The sequence below is a fragment of the Mesobacillus harenae genome (assembly GCF_013343715.1).
GTDB classification, from domain to species: domain Bacteria; phylum Bacillota; class Bacilli; order Bacillales; family Cytobacillaceae; genus Mesobacillus_A; species Mesobacillus_A harenae.
The window spans coordinates 237,916-263,908 of sequence record NZ_JABUNR010000003.1; the positions used below are offsets into that span (position 1 = coordinate 237,916).

The following is a 25,993-nucleotide window of genomic DNA, read 5'->3' on the forward strand; positions in this document are numbered from 1 at the left end:
CAAAGTGAAAAGAAAATCTGAGACTAGTTACTGGCTTAAAAATGGCCTGGTTGTTATCGATACCTTTAGTATCGTCTTTGCCGGACACATTTCTTCGACCTGTTAAGACAATCTCTCAAGATTTAATAAATATGGAAGGAGAGCAATCGATTGACTGCAATCCGATATGAATTAATAAAAACTTGTAAACAAACAGGAGCAAGGCTTGGCCGAGTACATACACCACATGGTTCGTTTGATACTCCTGCTTTTATGCCAGTTGGAACACTGGCAACAGTTAAAACAATGGCACCCGAAGATCTTAAAGAGATGGGGGCGGGGATGATCCTGAGCAACACATATCATCTTTGGCTCCGTCCTGGCCATGAAATTATTAAAGAGGCCGGGGGCCTACACAAATTTATGAATTGGGACCGTTCTATTTTAACTGATTCTGGTGGTTTCCAGGTATTCAGTTTAAGTGAGTTCCGGAAAATTGAAGAAGAAGGGGTACATTTTCGAAATCATTTAAACGGAGATAAGCTGTTTTTATCGCCAGAAAAGGCGATGGAAATTCAAAATGCCCTAGGCTCCGATATTATGATGGCGTTTGATGAGTGTCCGCCTTTTCCTGCCACCTATGAGTATATGCAAAAGTCAGTAGAGAGGACGTCCCGATGGGCAGAAAGATGCTTACAAGCCCATTCAAGGCCAGAGGATCAAGGACTATTTGGCATTGTCCAGGGGGGAGAGTTCGAGGAGTTAAGAAAGCAGAGTGCGAAAGACCTCGTATCCATGGATTTTCCTGGATATGCAGTTGGCGGACTGTCTGTTGGTGAGCCTAAGGACGTAATGAAACGGGTGTTGGAATTCACTACACCGCTTCTTCCTGACAATAAGCCACGGTACCTGATGGGAGTTGGATCGCCTGATTCACTAATAGATGGGGCATTGCGTGGAATTGATATGTTTGACTGTGTTCTGCCAACCCGTATCGCTAGAAATGGGACATTAATGACAAGCGAAGGGCGCCTTGTTGTGAAAAACGCAAAGTTCGCCAGGGACTTTGGTCCTCTAGATCCTAATTGCAGCTGTTATACATGCCGTAATTATAGCAGGGCTTATATAAGGCACTTGATAAAATGTGAAGAATCCCTAGGAATTCGGCTTACATCTTACCATAACTTATATTTTCTGCTAGAATTAATGGAGCAGGTCCGTCAGGCGATCAGAGAAGACCGCCTGGGTGATTTCAGAGAAGAGTTTTTTGAACGTTACGGCTTTAATAAACCGGATGCAAAAAACTTCTAGATAAGAGGGTCTGGCTTTATGAAAGGGGGGAAAAGGAATGGAAGGATTATTAGGCACAGTGTTTCCACTGATCTTAATGTTTGCTCTTTTTTACTTTTTGTTAATTCGTCCTCAGCAGAAGCGACAAAAAGCAGTACAGAAAATGCAAACTGATTTGAAAAAGGGAGACAAAGTTATCACAATCGGGGGCTTACACGGTTTTGTTGATGCTCTTGATGAGGGGACTATTGTTATTAAATGCGGCGATGGCACCCGTCTTACGTTCGAGCGCTCTGCAGTTCGTGAAGTAACAGAAGCCAACTAATAAGAAAATAAAAGGAAGCTGCCGATGGCATGCTTCCTTTCACATTTTAAGGGCTCTCCCGCTGTACCTTTCTATGCCTGCCTCGATTTTGATGTCAGATTAACACCTAAGATTCCACCCATCATTGCTGTTAGAATATAGCATGTATGATAGACGATTTGCTCCAGTGAAAACAAGCTGTCCAGTCCCAAATACTGAAATAGGAAGATAATTAAACTATATAACAATCCAGTGGCACCGCCAAGGAGCCATCCTTTTTGCTTTCCGCTTCCTCCCGATAAAAAACCTCCGACAAAAAGCGAAATAAAAGAAACCGATGTTATCATAAATTGTAATGAGCCTTCATTTGCGGATGAAAACCTAAGGATATTTGCGAAGATGAAACTGCTGACAATGGCTAGTACAAAGATTGCTGTAACCCCGTACAATACGGCTAACCCCATATTTCTTGACTCCATTTTTTCCCCTCTCCTTCTTCCCATTACGGCATGATCAAGCTGTAATAAACAGCTGAGTTATATTAGTACAAGCATATTCAGGGCATTTTGAAATTAGAATATAAATATTTTTGATTTATCTTCCAAATTGGAAACAACTCCCGATTATGTTTCTCTTCCAGCGATACAAAATAAGAGTTGAGCCTTTTTAATTCGAAGGGAGAACCCAATATGGAAGAGTATTTGTTAATCGCGCTAAGGACGCTCTTTTTGTATGTTGTAATATTGATCACATTCCGCCTGATGGGAAAGAGGGAGATTGGTGAACTAAGTGTATTAGATTTAGTTATCTATATGATGATTGCTGAGTTGGTAGTGTTGTCAATTGAAAGTCCCAACGAACCAGTCATCCGATCTCTGCTGCCGATCTTTCTTTTAATGGCAGTCCAAATTGGACTTGCATATTTTTCAATGAAAAATAAAAAATTTAGGGATATAGTGGACGGTCGTCCATCCATCTTAATAAATAAAGGCAAAATTGATGAAAAGGCAATGAGGGAACAAAGGTACAATTTTGATGATCTGCTTCTGCAATTAAGAGAAAACAATGTTGTAAATGTATCCGATGTGGAATTTGCAATTCTTGAAACCTCTGGGAAATTATCCGTATTTGAAAAGGTGAAAGCAAAAGGCGAAATTACGATTCCGCTGATTCTTGATGGTGAAATACAAGAGGATGGATTAGAAAGAATTGATAAAACAAGCCTGTGGCTTCGACAGCATTTAAAGGCGCTTGGTTATAAGGATATTAAAGCTATTTCATTCTGCAGTTATCAAAATGACCGATTCTACGTGGATCTTAAAGATATAGAAAAATAGCATGCTGCGGAAAGCAGCATGCCTCAGCGCTTTACCGGAATACAATTTTTGAAAGTGGGCCTCCTATCCAAGGGATTCTTGCAAGTTCGTCTTTTTTAACAAGGCCAAAGAACAAGGCTATGGTAAGATATGTAACCCCCATAAAAGTGGCTGTCACTACAACTTTTCCTGCAAGGAAAACCGACGGATCAAATACACTCCAGAGCATATGGCCCAGCCAGCCGGAAACTCCAATAACGATAAAGGTTTTTACATATTCCATCACATGAAAGGTAAACGATATTGTTTTAAGCACTGTTGCGAAATGGAGCATGGTAATTAGAACAAGCCCGACAATCATTCCGAGAGCTACCCCGTTTATTCCAAAAGCAGGCTGGCTGGCGAGCATAAAAATGACAGCCGTTTTGATTATATTTCCAATCAGGCTGTTAATCATGGCTGCTCTAGCAAGGTTAAGGGCTTGAAGTGTAGCCTGGAGCGGACCCTGATAATAATAGAAAATAAAAAAGGGTGCCATTATCTTAATAAATACAGCTCCACTGGAAGAGCCGTATAAAAGCAGCATTAACGGGTCTGCCAAAATATATAAAAAGATTACTGAAAGTCCGCCTGTCAAAAGAGAAATTCTAAGTGACTGCTGGAGCCTTCTTTCAATTAAAGCCGAATTATTTTGCGAGTAAGCTTCACTAATTGCTGGAACAAGTGCGGTAGAAAGGGAAAAAGTGATAAAGGAAGGAAGCATTAATAATGGGAGGGCATAGCCAGTTAGTGCCCCATACTGCTTGGTCGCCGCTACTGTAATTACCCCTGCAAGTGCAAGGCTGTGTGCTACGACAATTGGCTCGAAAAACCACGATATAGAACCTATCAGCCTGCTTCCAGTGGTAGGCAGAGCAATCCCCATTAAATCATTAAATGTTGCTTTCCCGCTTTGGATAAATTGAAAGAAATTTTTCCTGAGCGGGAATTTTTTCTTTAGTTTAAAAGCGGTTAATAAATAACCCAGCGAGAATAGCTCTCCTATGACAGATGCTACCATTGCTGCAGCAGCAGCATATTCGATTCCGTAAGGCAAAAAGGCTCTTGTTAAAACAGCAATTAGTGTAATTCTTATCAGTTGTTCAAGCACCTGTGATATAGCTGCCGGCTTCATATTCTGTTTGCCTTGGAAATACCCTCTAAGAACAGAGGAAACGGCCACAATTGGTATGATCGGTGTTATAGCCAACAACGGGTAAAGGATGCGATCGTCTGTAAACAGAGTTTGCGATAAATACGGAGCTAACAGGATAATGGCAGGAGTAAAAACAATAGACATGGAAATAGTCGTAGCAAGGCTAACGACTAAAATCTTTTTTATTTTCCCGTGATCTCCCCGTGCCTGTGCTTCTGCAACATGCTTGGAGATAGCCACTGGCAGGCCAAGCTGGGTAATAGTGATAACCAGTATGAGCGTTGGAAAAGCCATCATATATAGGCCAACGCCCTCTTCTCCAAGGAGACGGGCGATCATTATACGGTTAATAAAGCCAAGAATCCTCGTTACGAGTCCGGCTAATAGTAAAATAATCGTTCCTTTTATAAACTTGGACATCTAGCTCCCTGCCTTCTCAAACAAGCTAATTTCATATACAATTAACTATATGCAAGAAAGTGGACAAAGCATGACATTAAAAAAGAGAAATAGCGGTGAGGAGGCGGGCTGGCATGATTAAAAGCCACCAGTATGATGCGTATCGGCAAATGGTTCAACCTGCAATAGACAGCAAGCTTGAAGAATTCAAAATGCTCGGCTATGGAACTGTTACTGAAGGAGAGTTCTGGAATTTTTTAATGAAAAAAAAGTGGAAAAAGCCTAAAGATGATATCCAGCTTTACGAGGTAGTAGCAGATATTCTATCTGTGCGGGTCAGTACATACATGAATTTTGCTACAGTAGAGGCGTTTAAGCTGGAAGACTTCAATTTGGACGATGAGAAAGATCGCAGGGAGCTGTTAAAGTAATTTCAGATAAAACCCGAACATAAAAAGCAAATTGACAGCCTTTCTTGTTGTGATACATAATGAAAAGGCAATCTTGCAATATCATAGCTTTTGCGCGACAGAACTGCGCACACCGATTCTTCTCGTTACTAGAGCAGATATCTTTAGCTATGCCCTTTCCCACTATAAAGGAGGATTTTTACTTAATGGTTAAACGCAGCCGGATCATAGCTTTCTTTTTGCTGCTTATTGCAATTGGAGGCTTAATGGGGAGTACCACTGAGAATATTATTAAAAATATCAAATTAGGCCTGGATTTACAGGGCGGCTTTGAAATTCTGTATGAAGTAAGTCCGATTGATGAAGGTCAAGTTGACCGGGAAACATTAACAAGTACAGCTGAGGCACTTGATCGGCGAATTAATGTCCTTGGAGTCAGTGAACCTAATATTCAAATCGAGGGTGAAGACAGGATCCGTGTCCAGCTCGCAGGAGTAACGGACCAAAATAATGCTCGGGAAATTTTGTCTACGGAGGCAAATCTAAGCTTCCGTGATGTGAATGACCGAAAAATGATGGATGGCGCTGACCTGGCTGAGAATGGAGCAAAGCAAAGCTTTGATTCAGAAGGAAGGCCCAGTGTTTCTATCACGCTAAAAAGCGGAGAGCAATTCCAAGAGGTAACAGAAGAAATCTTGGCGATGGCCCCTGAAAATCAGTTGGTTATCTGGCTGGACTTTGAAGAAGGCCAAGACTCTTTTGAGGCAGAGAGAATGAAAGAAGATCCTAAATTTCTCTCAGCACCTGCTGTCCGGGAAGTTTTAACACAAAAAAACGTCGAAATCACCGGTGATTTTACTGTTCCGGAAGCTCAGCAGCTAGCTTCTTTGCTTAACGCAGGATCATTGCCTGTTCAGCTTGATGAGATTTACTCCACTTCTGTGGGGGCAAAGTTTGGGGAGCAGGCTTTAGATGAGACTGTTCTGGCTGGAATAATTGGTGTCCTGATTATTTTCTTATTTATGATTTTTTATTACCGATTCCCTGGAGTGATCGCGGTCGTTACACTGTCCGTTTATATCTATCTCATTCTGCTTATCTTTGACTGGATGAATGCGGTATTGACTCTGCCTGGTATTGCTGCCCTTATTCTGGGTGTAGGGATGGCTGTGGATGCAAATATAATTACTTATGAACGGATCAAGGAAGAGCTCAAAGTAGGAAGGCCGGTCAAATCAGCCTTTCAGATCGGAGCCAAGAACTCCCTTTCGACTATCTTTGATGCAAATATTACAACGATCCTTGCGGCAACGGTCCTGTTTCTCTATGGGACAAGCTCAGTAAAAGGGTTTGCAACAATGCTGATTGTCAGTATTCTTGTCTCGTTCATCACAGCGGTGTTCGGTTCGAGGCTTCTGCTTGGCTTATGGGTTAACAGTAACTTCTTGAAGAAAAAGCCAGGCTGGTTCGGAGTTAAGCCGGGGGAAATAAAAGATATTGCGGATAATTACGATACCCTTGATCTTCCAACCCGCTTCGATAAATTTGATTTTGTAAAACACAGAAAAAGGTATTTCTTATTCTCTGGAGCCTTGCTTGGTGCAGGCTTAATCATCCTAGTTGTCTTCCGTTTAAATCTTGGTATAGACTTTGCCAGCGGAACCCGAATTGAGGTATTGGCTGATGAAAGAGTAACGGCTGACCAGATTCAGACAGAACTAGATAAGCTTGGAATCCAGACAACAGATATCGTTATTTCAGGTAACGACAATGAAATCGGTGTTGCTCGCTATAAAGGGGTCTTAAGCAAGGAGGAAATTTCCGAGGTGAAAGACCACTTTAATGAGCTATTCGGAAGTGACCAAACAAATGTAAGCACCGTTTCTCCTACAATAGGGAAGGAACTGGCTAAAAATGCGATTATCGCTGTTATAATCGCATCAGTGGGAATTATTTTATATGTAACCCTCCGTTTCGAAATGTTTATGGCTCTTGCCGCAGTTATAGCGCTGCTGCATGATGCTTTCTTTACAATTGCCGTATTCAGCATTGCAAGGCTTGAAGTGGATCTAACCTTTATCGCTGCTGTTCTTACAATTGTGGGGTATTCAATAAATGATACAATTGTTACCTTTGATCGCATGCGTGAAAACTTGCGAAAGAAAAAGCGCCTCAAAACGTTTGATGATATTGCTGATGTAGTTAATTCTAGTCTGCGTCAAACACTGGCACGGTCTATTAATACGGTTTTGACAGTTGTGATTGCAGTCGTGGCCTTGATGATATTTGGCAGCCCGTCTATTAGCAACTTTTCACTGGCCTTGCTGTTAGGGCTAATATCAGGAACCTACTCATCATTATTTATTGCTGCCCAGCTTTGGCTTGTTTGGAAGAATAAAGAGCTGAAGAAAAAAGGGGTCATCAAAACATATAAGGAAAAGAAAGTAAGCTCCGATGAGCCTCAGGTATAAACCTTATCGATAAGGTGATGTATTGAAGGGTAATTGAGCAGAGCCACAGGGAGTCCCTGTGGCTTTACTTGTTGGTAAGATAGACTTGTTGTATACCTGCTCCTTCGCTATCTCGAATTTTCAGGTTAGAAGTAAATGATTTAAGGATAAACTATTATAAATTCGAAATACTAAGACCTGCTATCATAAAAGCTATTTTGGCCAAAAATAAAAACTAACGGCTTACTTGATTAATATAAGGGGAAGGAAGTTTTTAATGGAAAAACAAGATCGTTTTAAACAAGCAGAATTTGCAGCCATGGTTGGGGTAGTCGGGAATATCGTTTTAGCTATCCTTAAATGGGGAATAGGGATTTATGCAAACAGCCGTGCACTTATAGCGGATGCTGTACACTCAGCATCTGATGTGGCCGGCTCTTTAGCGGTCTATGTTGGCTTAAGGGCAGCCAAACAGCCGCCAGATGAGGATCATCCGTACGGCCATGGAAAAGCAGAATCAATTGCGGCGATTATTGTTGCTGTATTATTAATGCTTGTCGGGTTTGAGATTGGCAAATCATCTTTTGAGGCCTTTTTTCATCCATTAGAAGCCCCGAAGGCAATTGCCATTGCTGCCGTAATTTTTTCAATTATAGTTAAAGAATGGATGTTTCGTTATAAATTTAACCTTGGCAAAAAACTGAACAGTGACGCCCTTATTGTAAATGCTTATGAACACCGTTCGGATGTGTATTCCTCTTTTGCCGCACTTATAGGGATAGGAGGAGCAGTGATAGGAGGCTACCTAGACATTGATTGGCTTGTCTACGGTGACCCCGTGGCAGGTATTTTTGTTGCTCTTCTAGTCATTAGAATGGCCTGGAAGCTTGGAAAAGAATCGATTCATAATACATTGGACCATGTTCTCCACGAGGAAGACACAGAAGAGTTTAAAAAAGTTGTACGTGAGATAGCTGGTGTAGAAAAAATCGATGAACTGCATGCTAGAGAGCACGGCCATTATGTGATTATCGACTTGAAGATTGCAGTCGCACCTCTTATAACTGTTGAGGAAGGGCACCGAATTGGTAAAGAAGTAAAAAGAAAATTAATGGAATCCCCAAATGTACAAAATGTCTTTGTTCATATTAACCCATATAATACAGAAGGCACTCGGGAGGATAACGTTGAAATTGAATAGCAAGGGAGAGTGATTATATGAAATTTCAATGGACACTTTTGCTGGGTATAGGATTTGCCTTAATTGTTGCTGTATTTGCGGTCATAAACGTGGATGCAGTAACAGTTAATTATTTATTTGGCCAGGCTGAATGGCCACTGATCCTGATTATTCTAGGATCGGTTCTTATGGGAGGAATAATTGTAGGTTCTGTTGGTATTTTCAGAATGTACGTGCTCCAAAGAAAAGTTAAGGTTCTGGAAAAGGAAAAAGATCGTTTAGAGAAGGAACTTGTTCAGCAACAAAATCCAGAAGTACTCGAGGAGACAAAACCTATAGATGCTTAAAAGGATATCTGCGGGAAGTACAGTTTTACTGATACGCTCATATGAATCAGGGTTGCTGACAACAGCAGCCCCTATTTACTTTTAACAGCATTTTTTGAAAAAATATGAGGATGTGATCTAGCAAACTTCCTAACTGTTACATTGAAACGTTCCCAACCCTTATGTATAATAAATAGGCTGAGGGGTGAACGTATGTTAAAATCTAAATCTAGATGGATTATTGCAAAGTCGAACAGTGAGAAAGTAAGCGAACTTGCGAAAGAGCTTAAACTTACTCCTCTTACTGCATCCCTGCTTGTAAACCGTGGAATGGATACCGTGGAAAAAGCCCGGTATTTTTTATTTGAGCAGGCTGGAAGTTTTCATGATCCATTTTTACTAAATGATATGGAAAAATCAGTAAATCGCGTCAAAGAGGCAATTAATAATCATGAACATATTTTAATATTTGGAGATTACGATGCTGATGGTGTCAGCAGTACCTCGATCTTAATGAAAACACTTCTTCGTCTCGGTGCAATGGTGGAATTCTACATTCCGAATCGTTTTACAGAAGGCTACGGGCCGAATGAAACGGCTTTTAGAAGTGCCGCTGAAAGTGGAGTCAGCCTAATTATTACTGTGGATACTGGGATTTCTGCTTTGCATGAAGCTGAAGTGGCTAAAGAACTTGGCGTTGATTTAATCATCACGGATCATCATGAGCCTGGCCCGAAGCTGCCAGATTCATTTGCCATAGTCCATCCAAAGCTTGAAGGAAGCAATTATCCATTTCGTGAATTAGCCGGAGCTGGAGTGGCTTTTAAATTTGCGCACGCTCTTTTAGGAGAAGTGCCTGAAGAACTTTTGGAAATGGCAGCATTAGGAACAATCGCTGATTTGGTTTCCTTGCTTGGAGAAAATCGATTAATAGCTAAAAAGGGGCTTGAACGTTTAAAACGAACCAGCAACCTAGGACTTCAAGCTTTATTGGCTGTTACGAGGACTGATGAGGCTTCAATATCAGAAGAAACAATCGGATTCGTGATTGGCCCGAGGATCAATGCAGCCGGCCGTCTCGGAAGCGCTGATCCTGCCGTCCAACTATTATTGACTGAGGATCCAGCTGAGGCTAGTCAATTGGCAGAAGAAATTGAAATGCTGAATAGAGATCGGCAGTCCCTGGTATCTGCTATGACAGAGGAAGCGTTTGCTGAGGTAGAAGCACAGTTTCCCATTGAGGATAACCAAGTTCTGGTAGTTGGAAAGGAAGGCTGGAATGCTGGAGTGATCGGCATATTGGCATCGCGGCTCGTGGATAAATATTACCGCCCGACTATTGTATTAAGCTTCGATTCTGAAACAGGACTAGCTAAGGGCTCAGCCAGAAGCATAGCTGGCTTTGACCTGTTTAAGAATCTTTCCACTTGCCGGGATATTCTCCCGCATTTTGGCGGACATCCAATGGCAGCTGGTATGACATTAAAGCTGGGAGATGTAGACCAACTGCGCAGCCGCTTAAATGGATTGGCCAGAGAACAATTGGCTGAAGAGGACTTTACGCCTCTGACCGAGATTACCGCAGAAGTCAGTATCTCAGATATTAATGTTAGTTCCATAAAGGAAATGGAGCTTTTAGCACCTTTCGGGATGGACAATCCGAAGCCGAAATTTCTTGTTAAAGAGGCGAAAATATCTGCTATGCGGAAAATTGGCTCCGACCAGAATCATCTAAAGCTCAGCCTGGAAGGAAAACAGGCCGGCCTCCTAGATGGCATTGGGTTCGGAATGGGTCATTTATATGAACATATTTCTCCATATGCAAGACTTTCGGCAGTAGGCGAGTTATCCATAAATGAATGGAATAATAACAGAAAGCCGCAAATCTTCCTGCAGGACGTCCACATTAGCGAGTGGCAGCTGTTCGATCTGAGAGGACTAAAGCGTCATGACAAGCTTAAGGAAATTATCCCGCAGCAGAATAGCCAGTACATCTGTTTTTCCCAAGATAACCTGGAGAACTTCACGGCTGGCGGCCTGGAAGATATAACTTTGATTCGTTCGGAAGAGGAAGCCAGTCAGTTTCCTATCGATTCGAAAAATATAGTTTTATTAGATTTGCCTCCTTCTAAGGAAATTCTTGCTGAGTTGGTTAAAGAGAAAGTCCCATCAAGGATCTATGCTCACTTCCATAAGGAAAACAGCGAATTTTTCAGTACAATACCAACGAGGGACCACTTCAAATGGTACTATGCTTTTCTGGCAAAGAGGGAAAGCTTTGATATAAAACGTCATGGTGATGAGCTCGCAAAACATCGCGGCTGGACTAAGGAAACAGTTATTTTTATGTCAAAGGTGTTTTTTGAACTAGATTTTGTTAAAATAAACAATGGATTTATATCCTTAAATAAAAGCGGTCCCAAACGGGATTTAATGGAATCTGAAACATATCAGCAAAAACTTGCGCAATTTACTCTTGAAAATGATCTGCTATTTTCTTCGTTTCAGCAGTTAAAGAGCTGGTTCGACCAAGTCATTCAAGGGTCTGTTAAAAATGAGGAGGCACTAACAGAGTGGATTTAAAACAATATGTAACAATCGTCGAGGATTGGCCGAAACCTGGTATAAAGTTTAAAGATATTACGACTCTAATGGATAATGGAGATGCATACCGATATGCTACAGACCAAATTGTCGAATATGCACGTGAAAAACATATTGATCTAGTTGTCGGTCCCGAAGCGCGCGGCTTTATTATCGGATGTCCGGTAGCCTATTCCCTTGGTGTTGGCTTTGCACCTGTACGAAAGGAAGGAAAACTTCCAAGAGAAACAATAAAGGTACAATATGGTCTTGAATATGGAAAAGATATACTGACAATTCATAAAGATGCGATTAAACCAGGACAACGTGTACTGATTACGGATGATCTATTGGCTACTGGAGGAACGATTGAAGCAACGATCAAGCTCGTTGAAGAGCTAGGTGGGGTTGTCGCAGGTATTGCCTTCCTGATTGAGCTTTCATATCTGGACGGACGCAGTAAACTTGATGATTATGATATTATGACTTTGATGCAATATTAATACCGAAAAGAGAGCGCTCAGGTTGAGTGCTCTCTTTTACATAAGCGCTCCCATAAAAAAGTTTTTCGACAAATTTCTTAATTCCCTTAAAAATAATCACCTATCTCTTTACATCTTGCTTCTTTTCTCTGATAATGGTAACAATCCTTCATACCTTCTATTTGATGAAGGGTACAGGTACAAATTAATTAATTCACATAAAAAACTTCTTATCATGCTAACTCAGAACGGATAAACTGTTTTTATAAATGAAGAAAATAAAGGTGATTATATGGCGAACGATCAAGTGTTATCCGCCGAACAAGTCATCGACAGTACACAAGCATATTTAAATGAGGAAAATGTTGAGCTTGTAAAAAAGGCATATGAATTTGCCAGACAAGCACATCATGACCAATACAGAAAATCCGGAGAACCGTACATTATCCATCCGATCCAGGTAGCGGGCATTCTTGCTGACCTGGAAATGGACCCAGCTACGGTTGCAGCCGGTTTTCTTCACGACGTTGTTGAAGATACGGATGTTACCCTTGCGGACTTGAGGGACGTCTTTAACGACGAAGTGGCTATGCTTGTTGATGGCGTGACAAAGCTCGGTAAAATTAAATATAAATCTCAGGAAGAACAGCAGGCTGAAAATCACCGAAAAATGTTCGTTGCTATGGCACAGGACATACGGGTTATTTTAATTAAACTTGCAGACCGTCTTCATAATATGAGAACACTTAAGCACTTGCCGATAGAAAAGCAGCGAAGAATTTCTAATGAAACGCTCGAAATTTTTGCTCCGCTTGCCCACCGTCTAGGGATCTCTAAGATTAAATGGGAGCTCGAGGATACGGCTTTAAGATATTTAAACCCTCAGCAGTATTACAGAATCGTGAACTTAATGAAAAGAAAACGTGCCGAGCGTGAACAATATCTTGAGGAAGTCATTACAGAAGTGCGCGATCGTATGAATGAAGTCTCGATAAAAGCTGAAATTTCAGGACGGCCAAAACACATTTACAGCATCTATCGTAAAATGGCCATCCAAAATAAACAGTTTAACGAGATTTATGATTTATTAGCCGTACGTATTGTTGTTAACAGTATTAAAGACTGCTATGCGATTCTTGGGATTATTCATACATGCTGGAAGCCGATGCCGGGCCGTTTCAAAGACTATATTGCCATGCCAAAGCCCAATATGTACCAGTCTCTGCATACTACCGTTATAGGACCTAAAGGGGACCCTCTTGAGGTTCAAATTCGAACTTTCGAAATGCATCGTATTGCTGAATTTGGGGTTGCTGCGCACTGGGCCTATAAGGAAGGCAAACCTGTTACCGAGAGTTCATCGTTCGAAACAAAATTAACCTGGTTTAGGGAAATACTTGAGTTTCAGAATGATACAGCCAATGCCGAAGAATTTATGGAATCTTTGAAGATTGACTTATTTTCTGACATGGTTTTCATATTCACCCCCAAAGGTGATGTGATTGAATTGCCGGCCGGTTCGGTCCCAATCGATTTTTCCTATAGAATTCATTCGGAAATTGGGAATAAAACCATTGGAGCAAAAGTAAATGGGAAAATGGTTACGCTGGATTATAAACTTAAAACAGGTGATATCGTTGAAATTTTAACATCCAAGCATTCCTACGGTCCTAGCCAGGATTGGCTTAAGCTTGCACAGACATCTCAGGCGAAAAATAAAATTAGGCAGTTTTTCAAAAAACAGCGTAAAGATGAGAATGTTGAAAAAGGCCGGGAGCTTGTAGAAAAAGAAATTCGAAATATGGACTTTGATACTAAAGAAATACTGACGCCAGATAATCTTAAGCGGGTAGTCGATAAATTTAACTTTACAAGTGAAGATGATATGTATGCGGCTGTAGGATATAACGGAGTAACGGCTCTACAGGTTGCGAACAGACTGACCGAGAAGTTACGTAAAAAGCGAGACTTAGAGCAGGAAACCACAATAACCAACGCAGTATCTGAACTGAAAAGTTTTCCTTCGGCCAGGAAGCGGGAATCAGGTGTAAGGGTGTCTGGTGTCGATAACCTTTTAATCCGCCTTTCTAAATGCTGCAGTCCGGTACCTGGGGACGATATTATTGGGTTTATCACGAAGGGAAGAGGCGTATCCGTCCACCGTGAAGACTGTACCAACATCAATACGGATGATGCAATGGCAAGATTAATCCCGGTTGAGTGGGATACAGTTTTAAATGATAAAAAAGAATATAATGTTGATATAGAGATTAGCGGCTATGACCGTCGCGGATTGCTTAATGAAGTGCTTCAGGCGGTTAGTGAAACTAAAACGAACATTACAGCAGTATCAGGGAAGTCTGACAGAAATAAAATGGCTACCATTACTATGTCAATTGCGATTCAAAATGTAAGTCACCTTCAAAAAGTGGTTGATAGGATCAAGCAGATCCCTGATGTGTATGCTGTCAGAAGAATCATGAATTAAGGAGTTTGGTCAATGAAGGCAGTTGTTCAGCGCAGTAAAGCTGCCAATGTAACAGTTGAGGGTAAAATCATTGGCGAGATTAATAAAGGGTTTGTTGTTCTCATTGGAATTACACATCAAGATACAGAAAAAGATGCTGCTTTTCTGGCAGATAAGATTGCTAACCTTCGGGTGTTTGAAGATGAAAGTGGCAAAATGAATCTTTCATTGCTTGACACAGGAGGCGAGATTTTATCAGTTTCCCAATTCACTCTTTATGGTGATTGTCGAAAGGGCCGCAGACCGAATTTTATGGAAGCTGCCAAGCCTGAAGCAGCGATATCGCTTTATGAATTTTTCAATAGCTGTCTCCGTGAAAAGGGATTGAAAGTTGCGACCGGAGAGTTTGGTGCTATGATGGATGTCCAGCTTACCAATGATGGCCCTGTTACATTGATTATTGAAAGCAAATAAAAAAGCCTCCTGAAAAGGGGGCTTTTTTTCATCTTCAACTCCGTTTAGTATTTAGTTAGATTTAAAGTATCGCGCTAAACCCTCAAAAATTCCAGCCGTGACAGCTTCCTGATAATTTCCTGAGGAAATGGCCATTTCCTCCGATGCGTTACTTAAATAACCCAATTCCAGCAAGATGCTCTTTTGGCTGTTTTCCCTTAACACATGATAGTTTCCAGACCTAACCCCGCGATCTTTTAACTTTGTCTGGGAAATTACTGATGAATGAACATATTCGGCAAGGGATTTTTCTCGGGAGTAATAATAATAGCTTGTAATTCCTCTTACACTTCTATCGAAGATACTATCATAATGGATGCTAATAAAAGCATCAGCATTATTGTACTGGGACGTGCTTACCCGGGATTTCAAAGATAGATAACTGTCGCTGCTTCTAGTTAGAATAACCTTTGTTCCACTAGCTCTAAGTTTATCGTAAAGTAACTTTGCTGTCCTGAGATTCAAATCCTTCTCCAAGGTTCCTCTGGCTCCAATAGTTCCGCTGTCTCTGCCCCCATGGCCAGGATCAATGACGATCGTTTTATTTTTAATATGAAGGGATGCACCGGGCCTCTCTATCTGTGGAGCAGCCCCAGAAACTGAAACGATCCAACCTGCTACATAGCCTTTATCCCCATTTTCAAGTTCAATTTCATACCAGTCATTTTTTAGACCAGTTATGGAAAAGTTGGCTCCCTGATTTACTCTTTTTGCAACTTGATGTTTAACCCCGGGCCCTTTCCGAATATTTGTACCATTGTGAAGGATTTGTACAGTGCTTTTCGAGACATTGTGATCGGAAGGTACTTTATTTGTTTTATCAAAAAACCATCCTGCTGCCCATCCAAATGATCCAGGCTTATATTCTATCTTTACCCAGTTGTTTTTCTCCTCAATGATCTTGTAGCTCTGCCCCTTTGTCACGGAACCTACAACTTTTCCGTTTAAAGACCCTGAATTACGTACGTTTAATGATGAGGCAGTAACTATTCCAGTTCTTTCGGTAGAGGAAGAAGAGGACCCTGCTTGATCGGAAGAAGATGAAGCTGCTGCCTTTTTAACATATTGGCTGCTAACCCAGGCTGCTTGTCCTTTGTATTCGATTTTAGTCCAGCTCTTTTCTTCAGTAATGATTTTAACTGAGGTGCCCTTATTAAGCTTTCCAATTACTTGCCCATTTAAAGACGCTGTTGCTCGCACATTTAAATTGTCAGCCAGAATACTCCCGCTGGCTGTTGTCTTAATATTGTTTCCTGACAAAGCGGGACTAGAAAATGCTAGATATTCTTGTGAAACCCAACCTTCCCCAGCTGAAAACCGCACCTTTGTCCAATTCTCATTTTGTTCAAGTACCTGGACAGCTTGTCCGTTATTTAATGAGCCGACAATCTGGAATTCTGTACCGGGCCCTTTCCTTATCCTAAGACCATTTGTGGTTATCGTAGCTGTCTCATTCTTTGCAGAAGGCTTTATAGAAGAAACGGTTGTCTCCTTCTTAATAAACCAGCCAGCAACCCAGCCTTTGCTGCCATTTTTTAAAGAGATTTGCACCCAATCGCCATCTTCCTTAACCAGATTGTATGTTTCCCCTTTTCTGACTTGCCCGTTAACTCCATAGCTCAATCCAGGCCCTTTCCTGACATTTAAGCTGTCAGCAGTGATTTTTACCGTATTGGTGCTTGCTTCGGCACTTTCCTGTGGCAGGAAAGTGCTCCAGGCCATACATAAACAGATCAGCATTATCCCCAGTTTTTGAACCATATTTAACTCCCCTTTATGTATATCTATCTATATCTTTCTTGTTAACTAATTGGCAGTCTTTGTCGGACCTTCCAGTTTTCTCGTTTCTGGTCACTAAGGGAAGCTTCCCAGAATCATCCTCGCAGGAACACGCTATGCTTGTTCCGAGTCGTCTCCGCATTTCTTTGTCCAGCTGCGACTCCTAGCTTCTCGAGTCGCTTCGGTCCAGCTGTTGAAGTCAAAGAACGACTTCCCCTGCTGGCCCTCCAGCGCTTGTCGAAGCTGGTCAGTCGTCTCCGCATTTCTTATTCCAGCTGCGACTCCTAGAAACTCGGAAAACTTCAGGTCCTCCGACAGAAGCAAGGACCGCTTCTTTGTCGGACCTTCCAGTTATCTCGTTTCTGGTCAGTCGTCTCCACTTTATTTATTTTAACGGATTTTTCCATTGAACGCACGGCTATATTGTGTTGTATCGACGTTTGTCTAAATACTTTTATTTTTATTTTGATATTTTAGAAAGATTTATGGAAAAAATCGAGGGTGAAGGGAAAGAATAATCTTTAATGAAACGGAGGGATAAATGTGCGATTTAGTGAAAAAGGGGCGGTTGTCCAATCTGGAGACAATCAAATCTTCGGGGTGGATTTTCATGATTTTATGCAAAAGGAACAAAATTCTAATATGGTAGAGCTTGCTTCGGAATTCGGCTTGACAGTTCGGGATGTAAGAAATCTAAAAAAACAGATGGAACGGTCATAGGATCTACTTGACAATCGAGATTAAGGTCCGTATTATAATATAAACTAAGCGGGATAGCATTATTAAAACCGATGATGGAGAATAGTAGTTAAGAAATAGGTGAAAAGAGAGAAAATGTCCTGGCTGAAAGCATTTTCGCACACTGGCTTAATGAATTGAACACTCCGTAGGTTTCTCTCCGAAAGATTTAGTTTAGTAGGGGAGAACGTAGGCAGGCGTTAACTGTTAAAGAGGAAGCATTTTTTTTTATTGCTTCAATTAGGGTGGTACCACGGGAAATCAAAGCTCTCGTCCCTTGTTTTTATAACAAGGAACGGGGGTTTTTTTTATTATTTATACATATTATTATTTTTATGATTCATAGGAGGAAAGAGGAAATGTCAATTCAAATACCGAGAGGCACTCAAGATATTTTACCGGGTGAAGTTGAAAAATGGCAGTTGATTGAAGAGGCGGCCAGAAAACTTTGTGAAAAATTTCAATATCGTGAAATCCGCACACCGATCTTTGAGCATACCGAATTGTTCCTTAGAGGGGTAGGCGACACAACAGATATAGTTCAAAAAGAAATGTACACCTTTCAAGACCGCGGGGGTAGAGACTTAACACTTCGCCCAGAAGGAACAGCCGCGACGGTTAGATCCTTTGTTGAAAAGAAAATGTTCGGCGATGCGCAGCAGCCTGTTAAGCTTTACTATATGGGACCAATGTTCCGTTATGAAAGGCCGCAGGCAGGGAGATACCGTCAGTTTGTCCAATTTGGGATTGAGGCACTGGGCAGCGCTGATCCTGCTATTGATGCAGAAGTAATTTCACTTGCAATGTCTCTTTATAAGGATCTCGGTTTGGAAAAACTGAAGCTAGTTATAAACAGTCTTGGGGATAAAGAAAGCAGAAGTGCTCACAGGCAGGCACTTATCGAGCATTTTGAACCGAGAATTGAAGAATTTTGCGGAGATTGCCAGGGGCGGCTTGAAAAAAATCCAATGAGAATCTTGGATTGTAAAAAAGATAGTGACCATGAGCTTATTAAAAGCGCTCCATCAATCCTTGATTATTTAAGCGAGGAATCGAGCAGTTATTTTGAAAAGGTTAAACAGTATTTAACTATGCTTGATATCCCGTTTGAGGTTGATCAAAATCTTGTTCGCGGACTTGATTATTATAACCATACAGCTTTTGAAATTATGAGCAATGCAGAGGGCTTTGGAGCTATAACCACTCTTTGTGGCGGAGGACGCTATAACGGGCTTGTTGAAGAAATAGGAGGGCCAGAGACACCTGGAATTGGGTTTGCCTTAAGCATTGAAAGACTCCTGGCCGCACTTGACGCTGAGAAAGTAGAACTCCCATTAACAAGAGGAATAGACTGCTATGTCGCAGCCCTTGGTGATGAGGCTAAAGATTATACAGTAGGCCTGCTTGGGAAGTTACGAAAAGCAGGATTCTCAGCTGAACGGGATTATTTAAACAGAAAAATAAAAGCCCAATTCAAAGCTGCGGACCGTTTAAATGCTAAGTATGTAGCGGTTTTGGGTGATGATGAACTTAGTGGAAATAAAATTAATCTGAAGTCCCTGGCGGATGGGGAGCAGATTGAAATCCAGCTTGATGAATTCATTGAAAAATTTACGGAGTTATGCAAATAAGGGGGAAGTAAGATGTTTGGAAGGACGTATTATTGTGGTGAAGTGACAGAACAAGCAATAGGTGAAACGATTTCTTTAAAGGGCTGGGTTCAAAAAAGACGCGACCTGGGCGGGCTTATCTTTATCGACTTTCGTGACAGGACTGGGATCGTTCAGGTAGTTTTCAATCCTGAGGTTTCCCAAGAAGCGCTTGCTGTCGCAGACAAGGTGAGGAATGAGTATGTCCTTGATATCAAAGGGACAGTTATAGCACGTGAGCCTGGAACTATCAACGAAAATCTTAAAACTGGGAAAATTGAAATTCATGCATCGGAGATTACCATCCTGAATGATGCTAAAACTCCTCCATTTACAATAGCTGATGGGACAGAAGTTTCAGAGGATGTAAGACTTAAGTACAGATATTTAGATCTGCGCAGACCTGTTATGTATGAGACTTTTAAAATGCGCCACAATGTAACCAAGTCTGTCCGGGATTACCTGGACGGAGAAGGATTTTTAGATATAGAAACACCAATGCTAACAAAAAGCACTCCTGAAGGTGCCAGAGACTACCTCGTTCCTAGCCGAGTCCATCCGGGTGAGTTCTATGCTCTTCCGCAATCACCTCAGATTTTCAAGCAGTTGTTAATGGTAGGCGGTTTCGAAAGGTATTATCAAATTGCACGCTGTTTCCGTGATGAAGACCTGCGTGCCGACCGGCAGCCTGAGTTTACACAGATCGATATTGAGACCAGCTTTATGAGCCAGGATGATATCATTGCCTTAACAGAGGGCATGATGTTTAAAATTATGAAAGAAGTTAAAGGTGTTGAGATTGACCTGCCGATCAAAAGGATGTCTTATGATGAAGCGATGGCCCGTTTTGGCTCTGACAAGCCTGATACCCGTTTTGGAATGGAACTAAAGGACTTGTCTGAACTTCTTAGTGACTCCGGCTTCAAGGTGTTTTCTGGTGCGATAGCAGCCGGCGGGCAGGTTAAAGCCATCAATGTGAAGGGCGGAGCTGCTTTATATTCCCGAAAAGATATTGATGGACTCACAGATTTTGTCTCCCGATATGGAGCTAAGGGCCTTGCTTGGCTAAAATCTGAAGAAGAAGGCCTAAAAGGTCCTATTTCTAAATTCTTGTCTGAGGAAGAACAGCAGTCTGTTTCCTCGTTGCTTTCTGCAAAAGCTGGTGATTTGCTCTTATTTGTAGCTGATAAAAAAAGTGTGGTAGCAGATTCACTTGGTGCTCTTCGGATAAAACTGGCTAAAGAACTAAAATTAATTGACCAAAGCAAATTCAACTTCCTTTGGATTACAGAATGGCCCCTGTTAGAGTATGATGAAGAAACTAATAGGTATTATGCAGCACATCATCCTTTTACAATGCCAGCAAGAGAAGATTTGCCTTTGCTTGAATCTGATCCAGCTAGTGTAAGAGCTCAAGCGTATGATCTTGTTCTAAATGGCTATGAGCTTGGTGGAGGTTCTCTTCGGATCTTCGAACGGGAAGTACAGGAAAAAATGTTTTCTGTCTTGGGCTTTAGCCGTGAAGAGGCTCAGGAACAATTCGGTTTCCTCCTTGAAGCTTTTGAGTATGGCACACCTCCGCACGGCGGAATTGCCCTTGGTTTGGATCGGTTGGTCATGCTCCTGGCTGGGCGTTCTAACCTTCGTGATACGATTGCATTTCCTAAGACTGCGAGCGCGAGCGACCTTTTGACTGATGCTCCTGGTGAAGTGAGTCAAGCTCAGTTGAAAGAGCTCCATTTGTCATTAAATTTTAACAAAGGTAAGGAATAAGTAACATTCTAGATCCTTGAAAATGAGACCTGAAAATGGTATTATAATCTCAATAAAAGAAAAGTCCTGATGTGTTCGTTGTATTACCTGAAGTTTTGACCGAACATTTTGTTTACGGGAGTCCAGAGTTTTTAAAGCTGCGTAAAAGCCTTGCAGTGTTGAGGACTTACAAAGTTTAAAACAGGTCACCCACCTGCTCGGAGCGGGTTCAAAACAAAGGCATTTGCAGCGACGGCACGATTGGGACTTTTCTTACATAATCCGGAACTCCATGCAAACGCATGGGGTTTTTTGTATGAGATTATAAAAATATCGTTAATTATATGTGACGTAAGGATTGGTCCAATACGAGGAGCGAAGTTTAAGAGGTAAGAGAAGATCTGGAAGGGAAAAATTTTGACGACTAGCTCATCTCTATAAAACTTTTACTAAGCCAGCTAAAAAGGTGCGATATCCCCATCGAAATACTTGTATTTAAAAAAAGTATGATATATTCTTTATCGGGTATAGATAAAATACGATATCGACTTTTAAAGCAGGGAACCGAATGTATATATAATTATAGGTTTCGATTGTATGCTTAATCCTAAAAATTTGGAGTGAGAGAATATGCTTCATCAATTTTCAAGAAATGAACTGGCTATTGGCAAGGAAGGCCTCGAATTACTAAAAAATAAAACGGTTGCTGTTTTAGGTATTGGCGGTGTTGGCTCATTTTCTGCAGAAGCACTTGCAAGGTCTGGCGTTGGACGGCTTGTGCTGGTAGATAAAGATGATGTTGATATCACAAATGTAAATAGACAGCTAATTGCACTCTTATCAACGGTTGGCAGACCAAAGGTCGAGATCATGGAGGAGAGGATAAGGGATATTAATCCGGATTGTGAAGTCATCTCTCTAAAAATGTTTTATACAGAGGAGACGTATGAAGAATTTTTCAACTATGGCCTTGATTTTGTGGTGGATGCCTCAGATACAATTTCTTATAAAATTCATTTAATGAAAGAGTGCCTACAGAGAAAAATCCCAATCATCTCCAGCATGGGAGCAGCTAATAAGATGGATCCTACCAGATTTCAGATTGCCGATATATCTAAGACTCATACAGATCCAATTGCCAAGGTTATTCGAAAGAGGCTAAGAGCTGAAGGAATCCAAAAAGGAATCCCGGTCGTATTTTCAGATGAAAGCCCAATCGTGATTCGTGACGAGGTAAAAAAGGAAATTGGAAATGAAAATTCCGAGATCAGAAAAGCTCAAATGCCTCCATCCTCCAATGCATTTGTACCATCAGTAGCAGGGCTGGTAATGGCAAGCTATGTTATGAGAGAGCTATTGAGTGATATTCAGATCCACCGTGTAAATGATTAAAAATACGAATTCGTATAGTAATTCGGACTAAATAAAAATGCTTGGAGACATATGCTCCAAGCATTTTTTATACCCCTCATTCTTCAAGAATCGCTACTCGATAGTGCACTTATTCAGGTATTTTACAAGATTGGATACTGAATAACATCATACCTGTAAATAAGTGAGGAGGATCTGCATGGTTGATAAATAAGCGGAGAAATTCCTCTTAATTATGAAAAAACGCAAAAAGCAGCTTAAATAGAGGGAAAGATTCCGCTAATTAAGTCGAAAAACCAGAAAACAGATCATTTTGCTTTACTTAACGGGAAAATCTCCGCTTATATACCCCAAACCGAGCTCTATTCTACAGTCTAACGGGAAAGTCTCCGCTTATTTTATAGATCACTGATTTGACTGAATTAGGGATAAGTATAACATTTAGCATATGAATTCATACGCTGACAAAAAATTATGTCATCATGTTAAAAGGGGTACGAAGCACAGGGCTTTTTCACCGTTCATTTTAAGGGGCTTTTGTTTATAACTCTTTTTTCTAGTGCAGGAGTTTATTTTCAGGCTGTTCTTCTGTTGGATATAAACCTCCTGTGACTTCTTGAATACTTAAGACAAGCTTTTTATAATCAGCCTGGAGTTGAAGAAATGCTTCTTCTCTCAGTCTTACCTTTTCCAATAGCTGTTTTTGTTTTTTCACTAACTGACGTTTCTCTTCCTGAAGCTGCATGTTCTCTGTTTGTAAGCTGCCTTCATTTGAGGCCGCTTTTATTGATTTAAGAAAATCGATAATGTTATCAAAAGACAACGTCATTTCTTGAGCTGGTTCATGCGTAGCTGGCAACGACTTAGCTGCCTTCATTTTTGCAGGTTCGGTCTTAACTTTCAAAATATTATTCCAACGGTACCTGCAAGCAGCTGGAGTTCTCCCAACCAGCGTGCTTGCATCCTGAAATGCCTGGCTTTTTGAATATCCTTTTCTTACGGAGTCTTGGACGAGAAATGACAGCTTTTTATCTTCTGCCTCTGTCCAGGCGTCTTTTCGTTTTTTCACTGTCTCCCTCCTTTATCGCTCATTGTATGCTTATCCTCACCGAGGAAGGATAAAATATACTTTTGGAAAGCTGCCATTCAAGATATAACCGCGTATAGATTACTTTACTCGTGCCATTGCGCTTTTAATTTTCTCATAGATGGCACCAAGAGCCTGTTCAAACTTGCCGGTTGTTTTAGGATGAAAGTATACCTTTTTTTTAATTTTATCTGGAAGGTATTGCTGCGGAACCCAAGCGCCATCATAGTCATGGGGATATTTATAGGTTATCCCTCTTCCTAGCTCCTTTGCTCCAGCATAGTGTGCGTCCTTTAAGTGGTCAGGAACTTCCCCGCTGATCCCCTTGCGAATATCTGTTAGGGCTGCATCAATGGCCAAGTAGGCAGAATTTGATTTTGGGGACAGGCTAAGCTCGATAACGGCATTGGCAAGGGGAATACGGGCTTCAGGGAATCCGATCCGTTCTGCAATTTCAATTGCTGTAAAGGTTCTGGTCCCAGCCTGTGGGTTTGCAAGCCCAATATCTTCATAGGCAATCACTAGCAGGCGGCGGCTGATGCTCGGCAGGTCTCCGGCTTCAATAAGCCTGCCAAGATAATGAAGAGCCGCATTCACATCGCTTCCCCTGATTGATTTTTGGAGAGCAGATAAAACATCATAATGGGCGTCCCCGTCTTTGTCGTGGACTAACCCTTTTTTTTGCAGGCATTCCTCTGCTGCGTTCAGGTCGATGATGATCTGCCCTTCATCATTTGGAGCAGTTGACTGAACAGCGAGCTCAAGCGCGTTAAGTGAGCTTCGAACATCCCCGTTTGCAGCAGTTGCAAAATGCTCCATTGCATCGCTCGTTACATTGACTTGGTATTGGCCTAACCCTCTATCTGTATCTCCCAAGGCACGGTTCAAGGCCTTTTCAATATCTATAGGCGTAAGAGGCTTTAGCTCGAAGATCTGACATCTGCTTCTGATGGCCGGGTTTATGGCATGATAAGGATTGCTTGTTGTGGCCCCAATCATCGTGATCATACCGTTTTCAAGGTAGGGCAGTAAAAAATCCTGTTTTCCCTTGTCGAGGCGATGCACCTCATCTAAAAGTAAAATGACTTTTCCAGACATTTTAGCTTCTGCTGCAACCGCCTCCATGTCCTTCTTATTGTTAGTCACTGCATTCAAATTTCGAAAAGCATACCTTGTACTCCCTGCGATCGCGCTCGCGATTGACGTTTTTCCTATTCCGGGTGGTCCATATAAGATCATGGAAGATAACTGTTTCGCTTTTACCATCCTGTCAATGATCTTACCTTCTCCAACAAGATGATGCTGCCCGATTATTTCCTCAATTGATTTTGGCCTCATTCTAAAGGCTAGCGGTTTTACGTTCATAGCATTGTCATCTCCAATATATAAAACCTAATAAGTAGATTTCTACCTACTAAATCTAACATAACCAAAGAAGGACGCAAATTCATTTGCCGTTTAATTTATGCTATAATGTCAAAAGCTTACCTATTGACTCAGAATTTTGGTAAAATCTTTTAGAGCGTAATAAATCAAAATAGATATTAACAGGAGCGGAGATCATGAATAAAAGGAGAGGCCTTATTGGGGCCAGATTCGCGGTTTATACAACCGGTCTTTTGATTATGGCTCTTGGAATTGTTTTGTTGATTAAAAGCAGTCTTGGGGCCACTGCATGGGATGTTTTACATGTAGGTCTTTATTATCAGCTTGGCTTGACTATTGGGAGTTGGTCAGTTATTGCTGGCTTGTTTATATTATCTTTATCTACCATCATATCAAAGGAATTTCCAAAGTTCGGTGCGTTTTTAAACATGGTGCTTGTTGGCTTGTTTATTGACCTGTACATGTTGCTTCCATTTATGCAGACACCAGGCTCATTTGCCGGAAAAGCGTCTATGTTTGTGATTGGCACGATACTGATGGGATATGGAATGGGAATATATATATCAGCCCAGTTTGGGGCAGGTCCTCGTGACAGCTTGATGATTGCGCTTGCCTCTAAGAGAAAGTGGAAAATCCGCAATGTCCGCGCTGGAATGGAGCTGGTTGTTTTGTTAATTGGCTGGCGGCTTGGCGGTCCGGTTTTTTGGGGAACTGTGGTTTTTAGTATGACAATTGGCCCGATCGCAGGACTGGCAATCCCGCAATGCCAGAAACTAACCGATAAAGTATTAAAACATGTTCATAATAAGAAAGAACTCTTAAAAGGGAATCAGGGAGAAGAAACGAAGCGAGGTGCGGTTTTATGAAAATATCAACAAAGGGACGTTACGGACTTACCATTATGATTGAATTAGCTAAGCGGTATGGTGAAGGGCCGATATCTTTAAAAGCGATAGCTCAGTCAAATGATCTTTCCGAACACTATTTAGAACAGCTAGTGGCTCCATTGCGGAATGCAGGACTAGTTAAAAGTGTAAGAGGAGCTTATGGAGGATATATCCTCGGAGACCTTCCTTCTAAAATAACAGCGGCAGACATCATCCGAGTTCTAGAAGGGCCCATCAGTCCGGTTGAAGGAATCGAAGACGAAGAACCGGCAAAAAGAGAACTTTGGATCCGCATTAGAGATGCTGTAAAAGAAGTGCTCGATAATACGACTATAGAAGACCTTGCTAGCCATTCAGAAGATAGCGGAGAATCGGATGCGTACATGTTTTATATTTAATTTGAACTGACTGCACAAACGTATAGTTTTGCTTTCAAAGAGTCGATTAAGA

22 protein-coding genes, 1 other RNA gene and 1 other annotated feature are annotated in these 25,993 nt (G+C 41.4%); of the genes, 18 read left to right on the forward strand and 5 right to left on the reverse strand.

Annotated features, from left to right (window positions below; genetic code table 11):
* Positions 1-150 precede the first annotated feature (150 nt).
* Complete coding sequence (tgt, locus tag HRJ06_RS05175) at positions 151-1,290, forward strand: tRNA guanosine(34) transglycosylase Tgt (RefSeq protein ID WP_174729923.1); 1,140 nt, start codon at positions 151-153, stop codon at positions 1,288-1,290.
* Positions 1,291-1,327: 37 nt separating this feature from the next.
* Complete coding sequence (gene yajC / locus HRJ06_RS05180; RefSeq protein ID WP_174729926.1) at positions 1,328-1,594, forward strand: preprotein translocase subunit YajC; 267 nt, start codon at positions 1,328-1,330, stop codon at positions 1,592-1,594.
* A 71-nt stretch (positions 1,595-1,665) separates the two neighbouring features.
* Here the strand turns inward: yajC and HRJ06_RS05185 are convergent, their stop codons facing one another.
* The gene (locus tag HRJ06_RS05185) at positions 1,666-2,052 is read right to left on the reverse strand and encodes a TIGR04086 family membrane protein (RefSeq protein ID WP_174729929.1); all 387 of its coding nucleotides are present in this window, start codon (positions 2,050-2,052) and stop codon (positions 1,666-1,668) included.
* Between the two features lie 210 nt (positions 2,053-2,262).
* Here HRJ06_RS05185 and HRJ06_RS05190 point away from each other — a divergent pair, with 210 nt between their 5' ends.
* Positions 2,263-2,910 carry a DUF421 domain-containing protein gene (locus HRJ06_RS05190; protein WP_174729932.1) on the forward strand — a complete coding sequence of 216 codons (648 nt, stop codon included), beginning with the start codon at positions 2,263-2,265 and terminating at the stop codon, positions 2,908-2,910.
* A gap of 31 nt (positions 2,911-2,941) precedes the next feature.
* Here the strand turns inward: HRJ06_RS05190 and spoVB are convergent, their stop codons facing one another.
* A complete protein-coding gene (gene spoVB, locus HRJ06_RS05195; RefSeq protein WP_174729935.1) occupies positions 2,942-4,504 on the reverse strand; it encodes a stage V sporulation protein B in 1,563 nt (520 codons plus the stop codon).
* A gap of 113 nt (positions 4,505-4,617) precedes the next feature.
* Between spoVB and HRJ06_RS05200 the strand changes: the two genes are divergently transcribed.
* From HRJ06_RS05200 to dtd, 8 genes are all read left to right on the forward strand, one after another.
* Entirely contained in the window at positions 4,618-4,914 is a 297-nt protein-coding gene (locus HRJ06_RS05200; protein ID WP_174729938.1) for a post-transcriptional regulator, read from the forward strand.
* Positions 4,915-5,099: 185 nt separating this feature from the next.
* Positions 5,100-7,364, forward strand: a complete 2,265-nt coding sequence (gene secDF, locus HRJ06_RS05205; RefSeq protein ID WP_174729941.1) for a protein translocase subunit SecDF — start codon at positions 5,100-5,102, stop codon at positions 7,362-7,364.
* Positions 7,365-7,620: 256 nt separating this feature from the next.
* A complete protein-coding gene (locus HRJ06_RS05210) occupies positions 7,621-8,544 on the forward strand; it encodes a cation diffusion facilitator family transporter (protein WP_174729944.1) in 924 nt (307 codons plus the stop codon).
* A 17-nt stretch (positions 8,545-8,561) separates the two neighbouring features.
* Complete coding sequence (locus HRJ06_RS05215) at positions 8,562-8,870, forward strand: LapA family protein (RefSeq protein ID WP_174729947.1); 309 nt, start codon at positions 8,562-8,564, stop codon at positions 8,868-8,870.
* 192 nt (positions 8,871-9,062) lie between these two features.
* A complete protein-coding gene (gene recJ, locus HRJ06_RS05220) occupies positions 9,063-11,432 on the forward strand; it encodes a single-stranded-DNA-specific exonuclease RecJ (RefSeq protein ID WP_174729949.1) in 2,370 nt (789 codons plus the stop codon).
* Complete coding sequence (locus HRJ06_RS05225) at positions 11,423-11,935, forward strand: adenine phosphoribosyltransferase (RefSeq protein ID WP_174729952.1); 513 nt, start codon at positions 11,423-11,425, stop codon at positions 11,933-11,935. Before recJ ends, HRJ06_RS05225 begins: the two co-directional genes overlap by 10 nt.
* Positions 11,936-12,206: 271 nt before the next feature.
* A complete protein-coding gene (locus HRJ06_RS05230; protein ID WP_174729954.1) occupies positions 12,207-14,402 on the forward strand; it encodes a RelA/SpoT family protein in 2,196 nt (731 codons plus the stop codon).
* A 12-nt stretch (positions 14,403-14,414) separates the two neighbouring features.
* Positions 14,415-14,855, forward strand: coding sequence for a D-aminoacyl-tRNA deacylase (gene dtd / locus HRJ06_RS05235; RefSeq protein ID WP_174729957.1), 441 nt, complete (start codon positions 14,415-14,417; stop codon positions 14,853-14,855).
* A gap of 51 nt (positions 14,856-14,906) precedes the next feature.
* Here the strand turns inward: dtd and HRJ06_RS05240 are convergent, their stop codons facing one another.
* Positions 14,907-16,655 carry an N-acetylmuramoyl-L-alanine amidase family protein gene (locus tag HRJ06_RS05240; protein WP_174729960.1) on the reverse strand — a complete coding sequence of 583 codons (1,749 nt, stop codon included), beginning with the start codon at positions 16,653-16,655 and terminating at the stop codon, positions 14,907-14,909.
* A 561-nt stretch (positions 16,656-17,216) separates the two neighbouring features.
* Here HRJ06_RS05240 and HRJ06_RS05245 point away from each other — a divergent pair.
* The 5 genes from HRJ06_RS05245 (at position 17,217) to HRJ06_RS05265 (ending at position 22,204) form a co-directional block, all read left to right on the forward strand.
* Positions 17,217-17,393 carry a hypothetical protein gene (locus HRJ06_RS05245; protein ID WP_174729963.1) on the forward strand — a complete coding sequence of 59 codons (177 nt, stop codon included), beginning with the start codon at positions 17,217-17,219 and terminating at the stop codon, positions 17,391-17,393.
* A gap of 62 nt (positions 17,394-17,455) precedes the next feature.
* Positions 17,456-17,692, forward strand: a binding site (T-box leader).
* 78 nt (positions 17,693-17,770) lie between these two features.
* Entirely contained in the window at positions 17,771-19,042 is a 1,272-nt protein-coding gene (gene hisS, locus HRJ06_RS05250) for a histidine--tRNA ligase (protein ID WP_174729965.1), read from the forward strand.
* A 12-nt stretch (positions 19,043-19,054) separates the two neighbouring features.
* Positions 19,055-20,833, forward strand: a complete 1,779-nt coding sequence (gene aspS, locus HRJ06_RS05255) for an aspartate--tRNA ligase (RefSeq protein WP_174729968.1) — start codon at positions 19,055-19,057, stop codon at positions 20,831-20,833.
* A 60-nt stretch (positions 20,834-20,893) separates the two neighbouring features.
* A non-coding RNA gene (gene ssrS / locus HRJ06_RS05260) (6S RNA) lies at positions 20,894-21,084 on the forward strand.
* A gap of 358 nt (positions 21,085-21,442) precedes the next feature.
* Positions 21,443-22,204: a tRNA threonylcarbamoyladenosine dehydratase gene (locus HRJ06_RS05265; RefSeq protein WP_174729971.1), complete on the forward strand. Its 762-nt coding sequence runs from the start codon at positions 21,443-21,445 to the stop codon at positions 22,202-22,204.
* 535 nt (positions 22,205-22,739) lie between these two features.
* Here HRJ06_RS05265 and HRJ06_RS05270 read toward each other — a convergent pair.
* Both HRJ06_RS05270 and HRJ06_RS05275 read right to left on the reverse strand, forming a co-directional pair.
* Positions 22,740-23,252 carry a hypothetical protein gene (locus tag HRJ06_RS05270; RefSeq protein WP_174729974.1) on the reverse strand — a complete coding sequence of 171 codons (513 nt, stop codon included), beginning with the start codon at positions 23,250-23,252 and terminating at the stop codon, positions 22,740-22,742.
* A 99-nt stretch (positions 23,253-23,351) separates the two neighbouring features.
* Positions 23,352-24,635 carry a replication-associated recombination protein A gene (locus tag HRJ06_RS05275; RefSeq protein ID WP_174729976.1) on the reverse strand — a complete coding sequence of 428 codons (1,284 nt, stop codon included), beginning with the start codon at positions 24,633-24,635 and terminating at the stop codon, positions 23,352-23,354.
* A gap of 197 nt (positions 24,636-24,832) precedes the next feature.
* On the opposite strand from HRJ06_RS05275, the gene HRJ06_RS05280 reads away from it, so the two are divergent.
* Together HRJ06_RS05280 and cymR are read left to right on the forward strand one after the other, a co-directional pair.
* Positions 24,833-25,522 (forward strand): YczE/YyaS/YitT family protein, encoded by a 690-nt coding sequence (locus HRJ06_RS05280; protein ID WP_174729979.1) that lies wholly within the window; start codon positions 24,833-24,835, stop codon positions 25,520-25,522.
* Complete coding sequence (gene cymR / locus HRJ06_RS05285; protein WP_174729982.1) at positions 25,519-25,941, forward strand: cysteine metabolism transcriptional regulator CymR; 423 nt, start codon at positions 25,519-25,521, stop codon at positions 25,939-25,941. The genes HRJ06_RS05280 and cymR overlap by 4 nt, the downstream gene beginning before the upstream one ends.
* The last annotated feature ends 52 nt before the right edge of the window (positions 25,942-25,993 follow it).

Excerpts from the sequence above, each read along its gene's own strand:
- HRJ06_RS05275 (WP_174729976.1), bottom strand. The coding sequence starts at position 24,635 with ATGAACGTAAAACCGCTAGCCTTTAGAATGAGGCCAAAATCAATTGAG.
- HRJ06_RS05230 (WP_174729954.1), top strand. The coding sequence starts at position 12,207 with ATGGCGAACGATCAAGTGTTATCCGCCGAACAAGTCATCGACAGTACA.
- dtd (WP_174729957.1), top strand. The coding sequence starts at position 14,415 with ATGAAGGCAGTTGTTCAGCGCAGTAAAGCTGCCAATGTAACAGTTGAG.
- yajC (WP_174729926.1), top strand. The coding sequence starts at position 1,328 with ATGGAAGGATTATTAGGCACAGTGTTTCCACTGATCTTAATGTTTGCT.
- spoVB (WP_174729935.1), bottom strand. The coding sequence starts at position 4,504 with ATGTCCAAGTTTATAAAAGGAACGATTATTTTACTATTAGCCGGACTC.
- aspS (WP_174729968.1), top strand. The coding sequence starts at position 19,055 with ATGTTTGGAAGGACGTATTATTGTGGTGAAGTGACAGAACAAGCAATA.
- hisS (WP_174729965.1), top strand. The coding sequence starts at position 17,771 with ATGTCAATTCAAATACCGAGAGGCACTCAAGATATTTTACCGGGTGAA.
- HRJ06_RS05185 (WP_174729929.1), bottom strand. The coding sequence starts at position 2,052 with ATGGAGTCAAGAAATATGGGGTTAGCCGTATTGTACGGGGTTACAGCA.
- HRJ06_RS05280 (WP_174729979.1), top strand. The coding sequence starts at position 24,833 with ATGAATAAAAGGAGAGGCCTTATTGGGGCCAGATTCGCGGTTTATACA.
- HRJ06_RS05215 (WP_174729947.1), top strand. The coding sequence starts at position 8,562 with ATGAAATTTCAATGGACACTTTTGCTGGGTATAGGATTTGCCTTAATT.
- HRJ06_RS05265 (WP_174729971.1), top strand. The coding sequence starts at position 21,443 with ATGCTTCATCAATTTTCAAGAAATGAACTGGCTATTGGCAAGGAAGGC.
- HRJ06_RS05240 (WP_174729960.1), bottom strand. The coding sequence starts at position 16,655 with ATGGTTCAAAAACTGGGGATAATGCTGATCTGTTTATGTATGGCCTGG.
- HRJ06_RS05200 (WP_174729938.1), top strand. The coding sequence starts at position 4,618 with ATGATTAAAAGCCACCAGTATGATGCGTATCGGCAAATGGTTCAACCT.
- secDF (WP_174729941.1), top strand. The coding sequence starts at position 5,100 with ATGGTTAAACGCAGCCGGATCATAGCTTTCTTTTTGCTGCTTATTGCA.
- HRJ06_RS05210 (WP_174729944.1), top strand. The coding sequence starts at position 7,621 with ATGGAAAAACAAGATCGTTTTAAACAAGCAGAATTTGCAGCCATGGTT.
- recJ (WP_174729949.1), top strand. The coding sequence starts at position 9,063 with ATGTTAAAATCTAAATCTAGATGGATTATTGCAAAGTCGAACAGTGAG.
- HRJ06_RS05190 (WP_174729932.1), top strand. The coding sequence starts at position 2,263 with ATGGAAGAGTATTTGTTAATCGCGCTAAGGACGCTCTTTTTGTATGTT.
- cymR (WP_174729982.1), top strand. The coding sequence starts at position 25,519 with ATGAAAATATCAACAAAGGGACGTTACGGACTTACCATTATGATTGAA.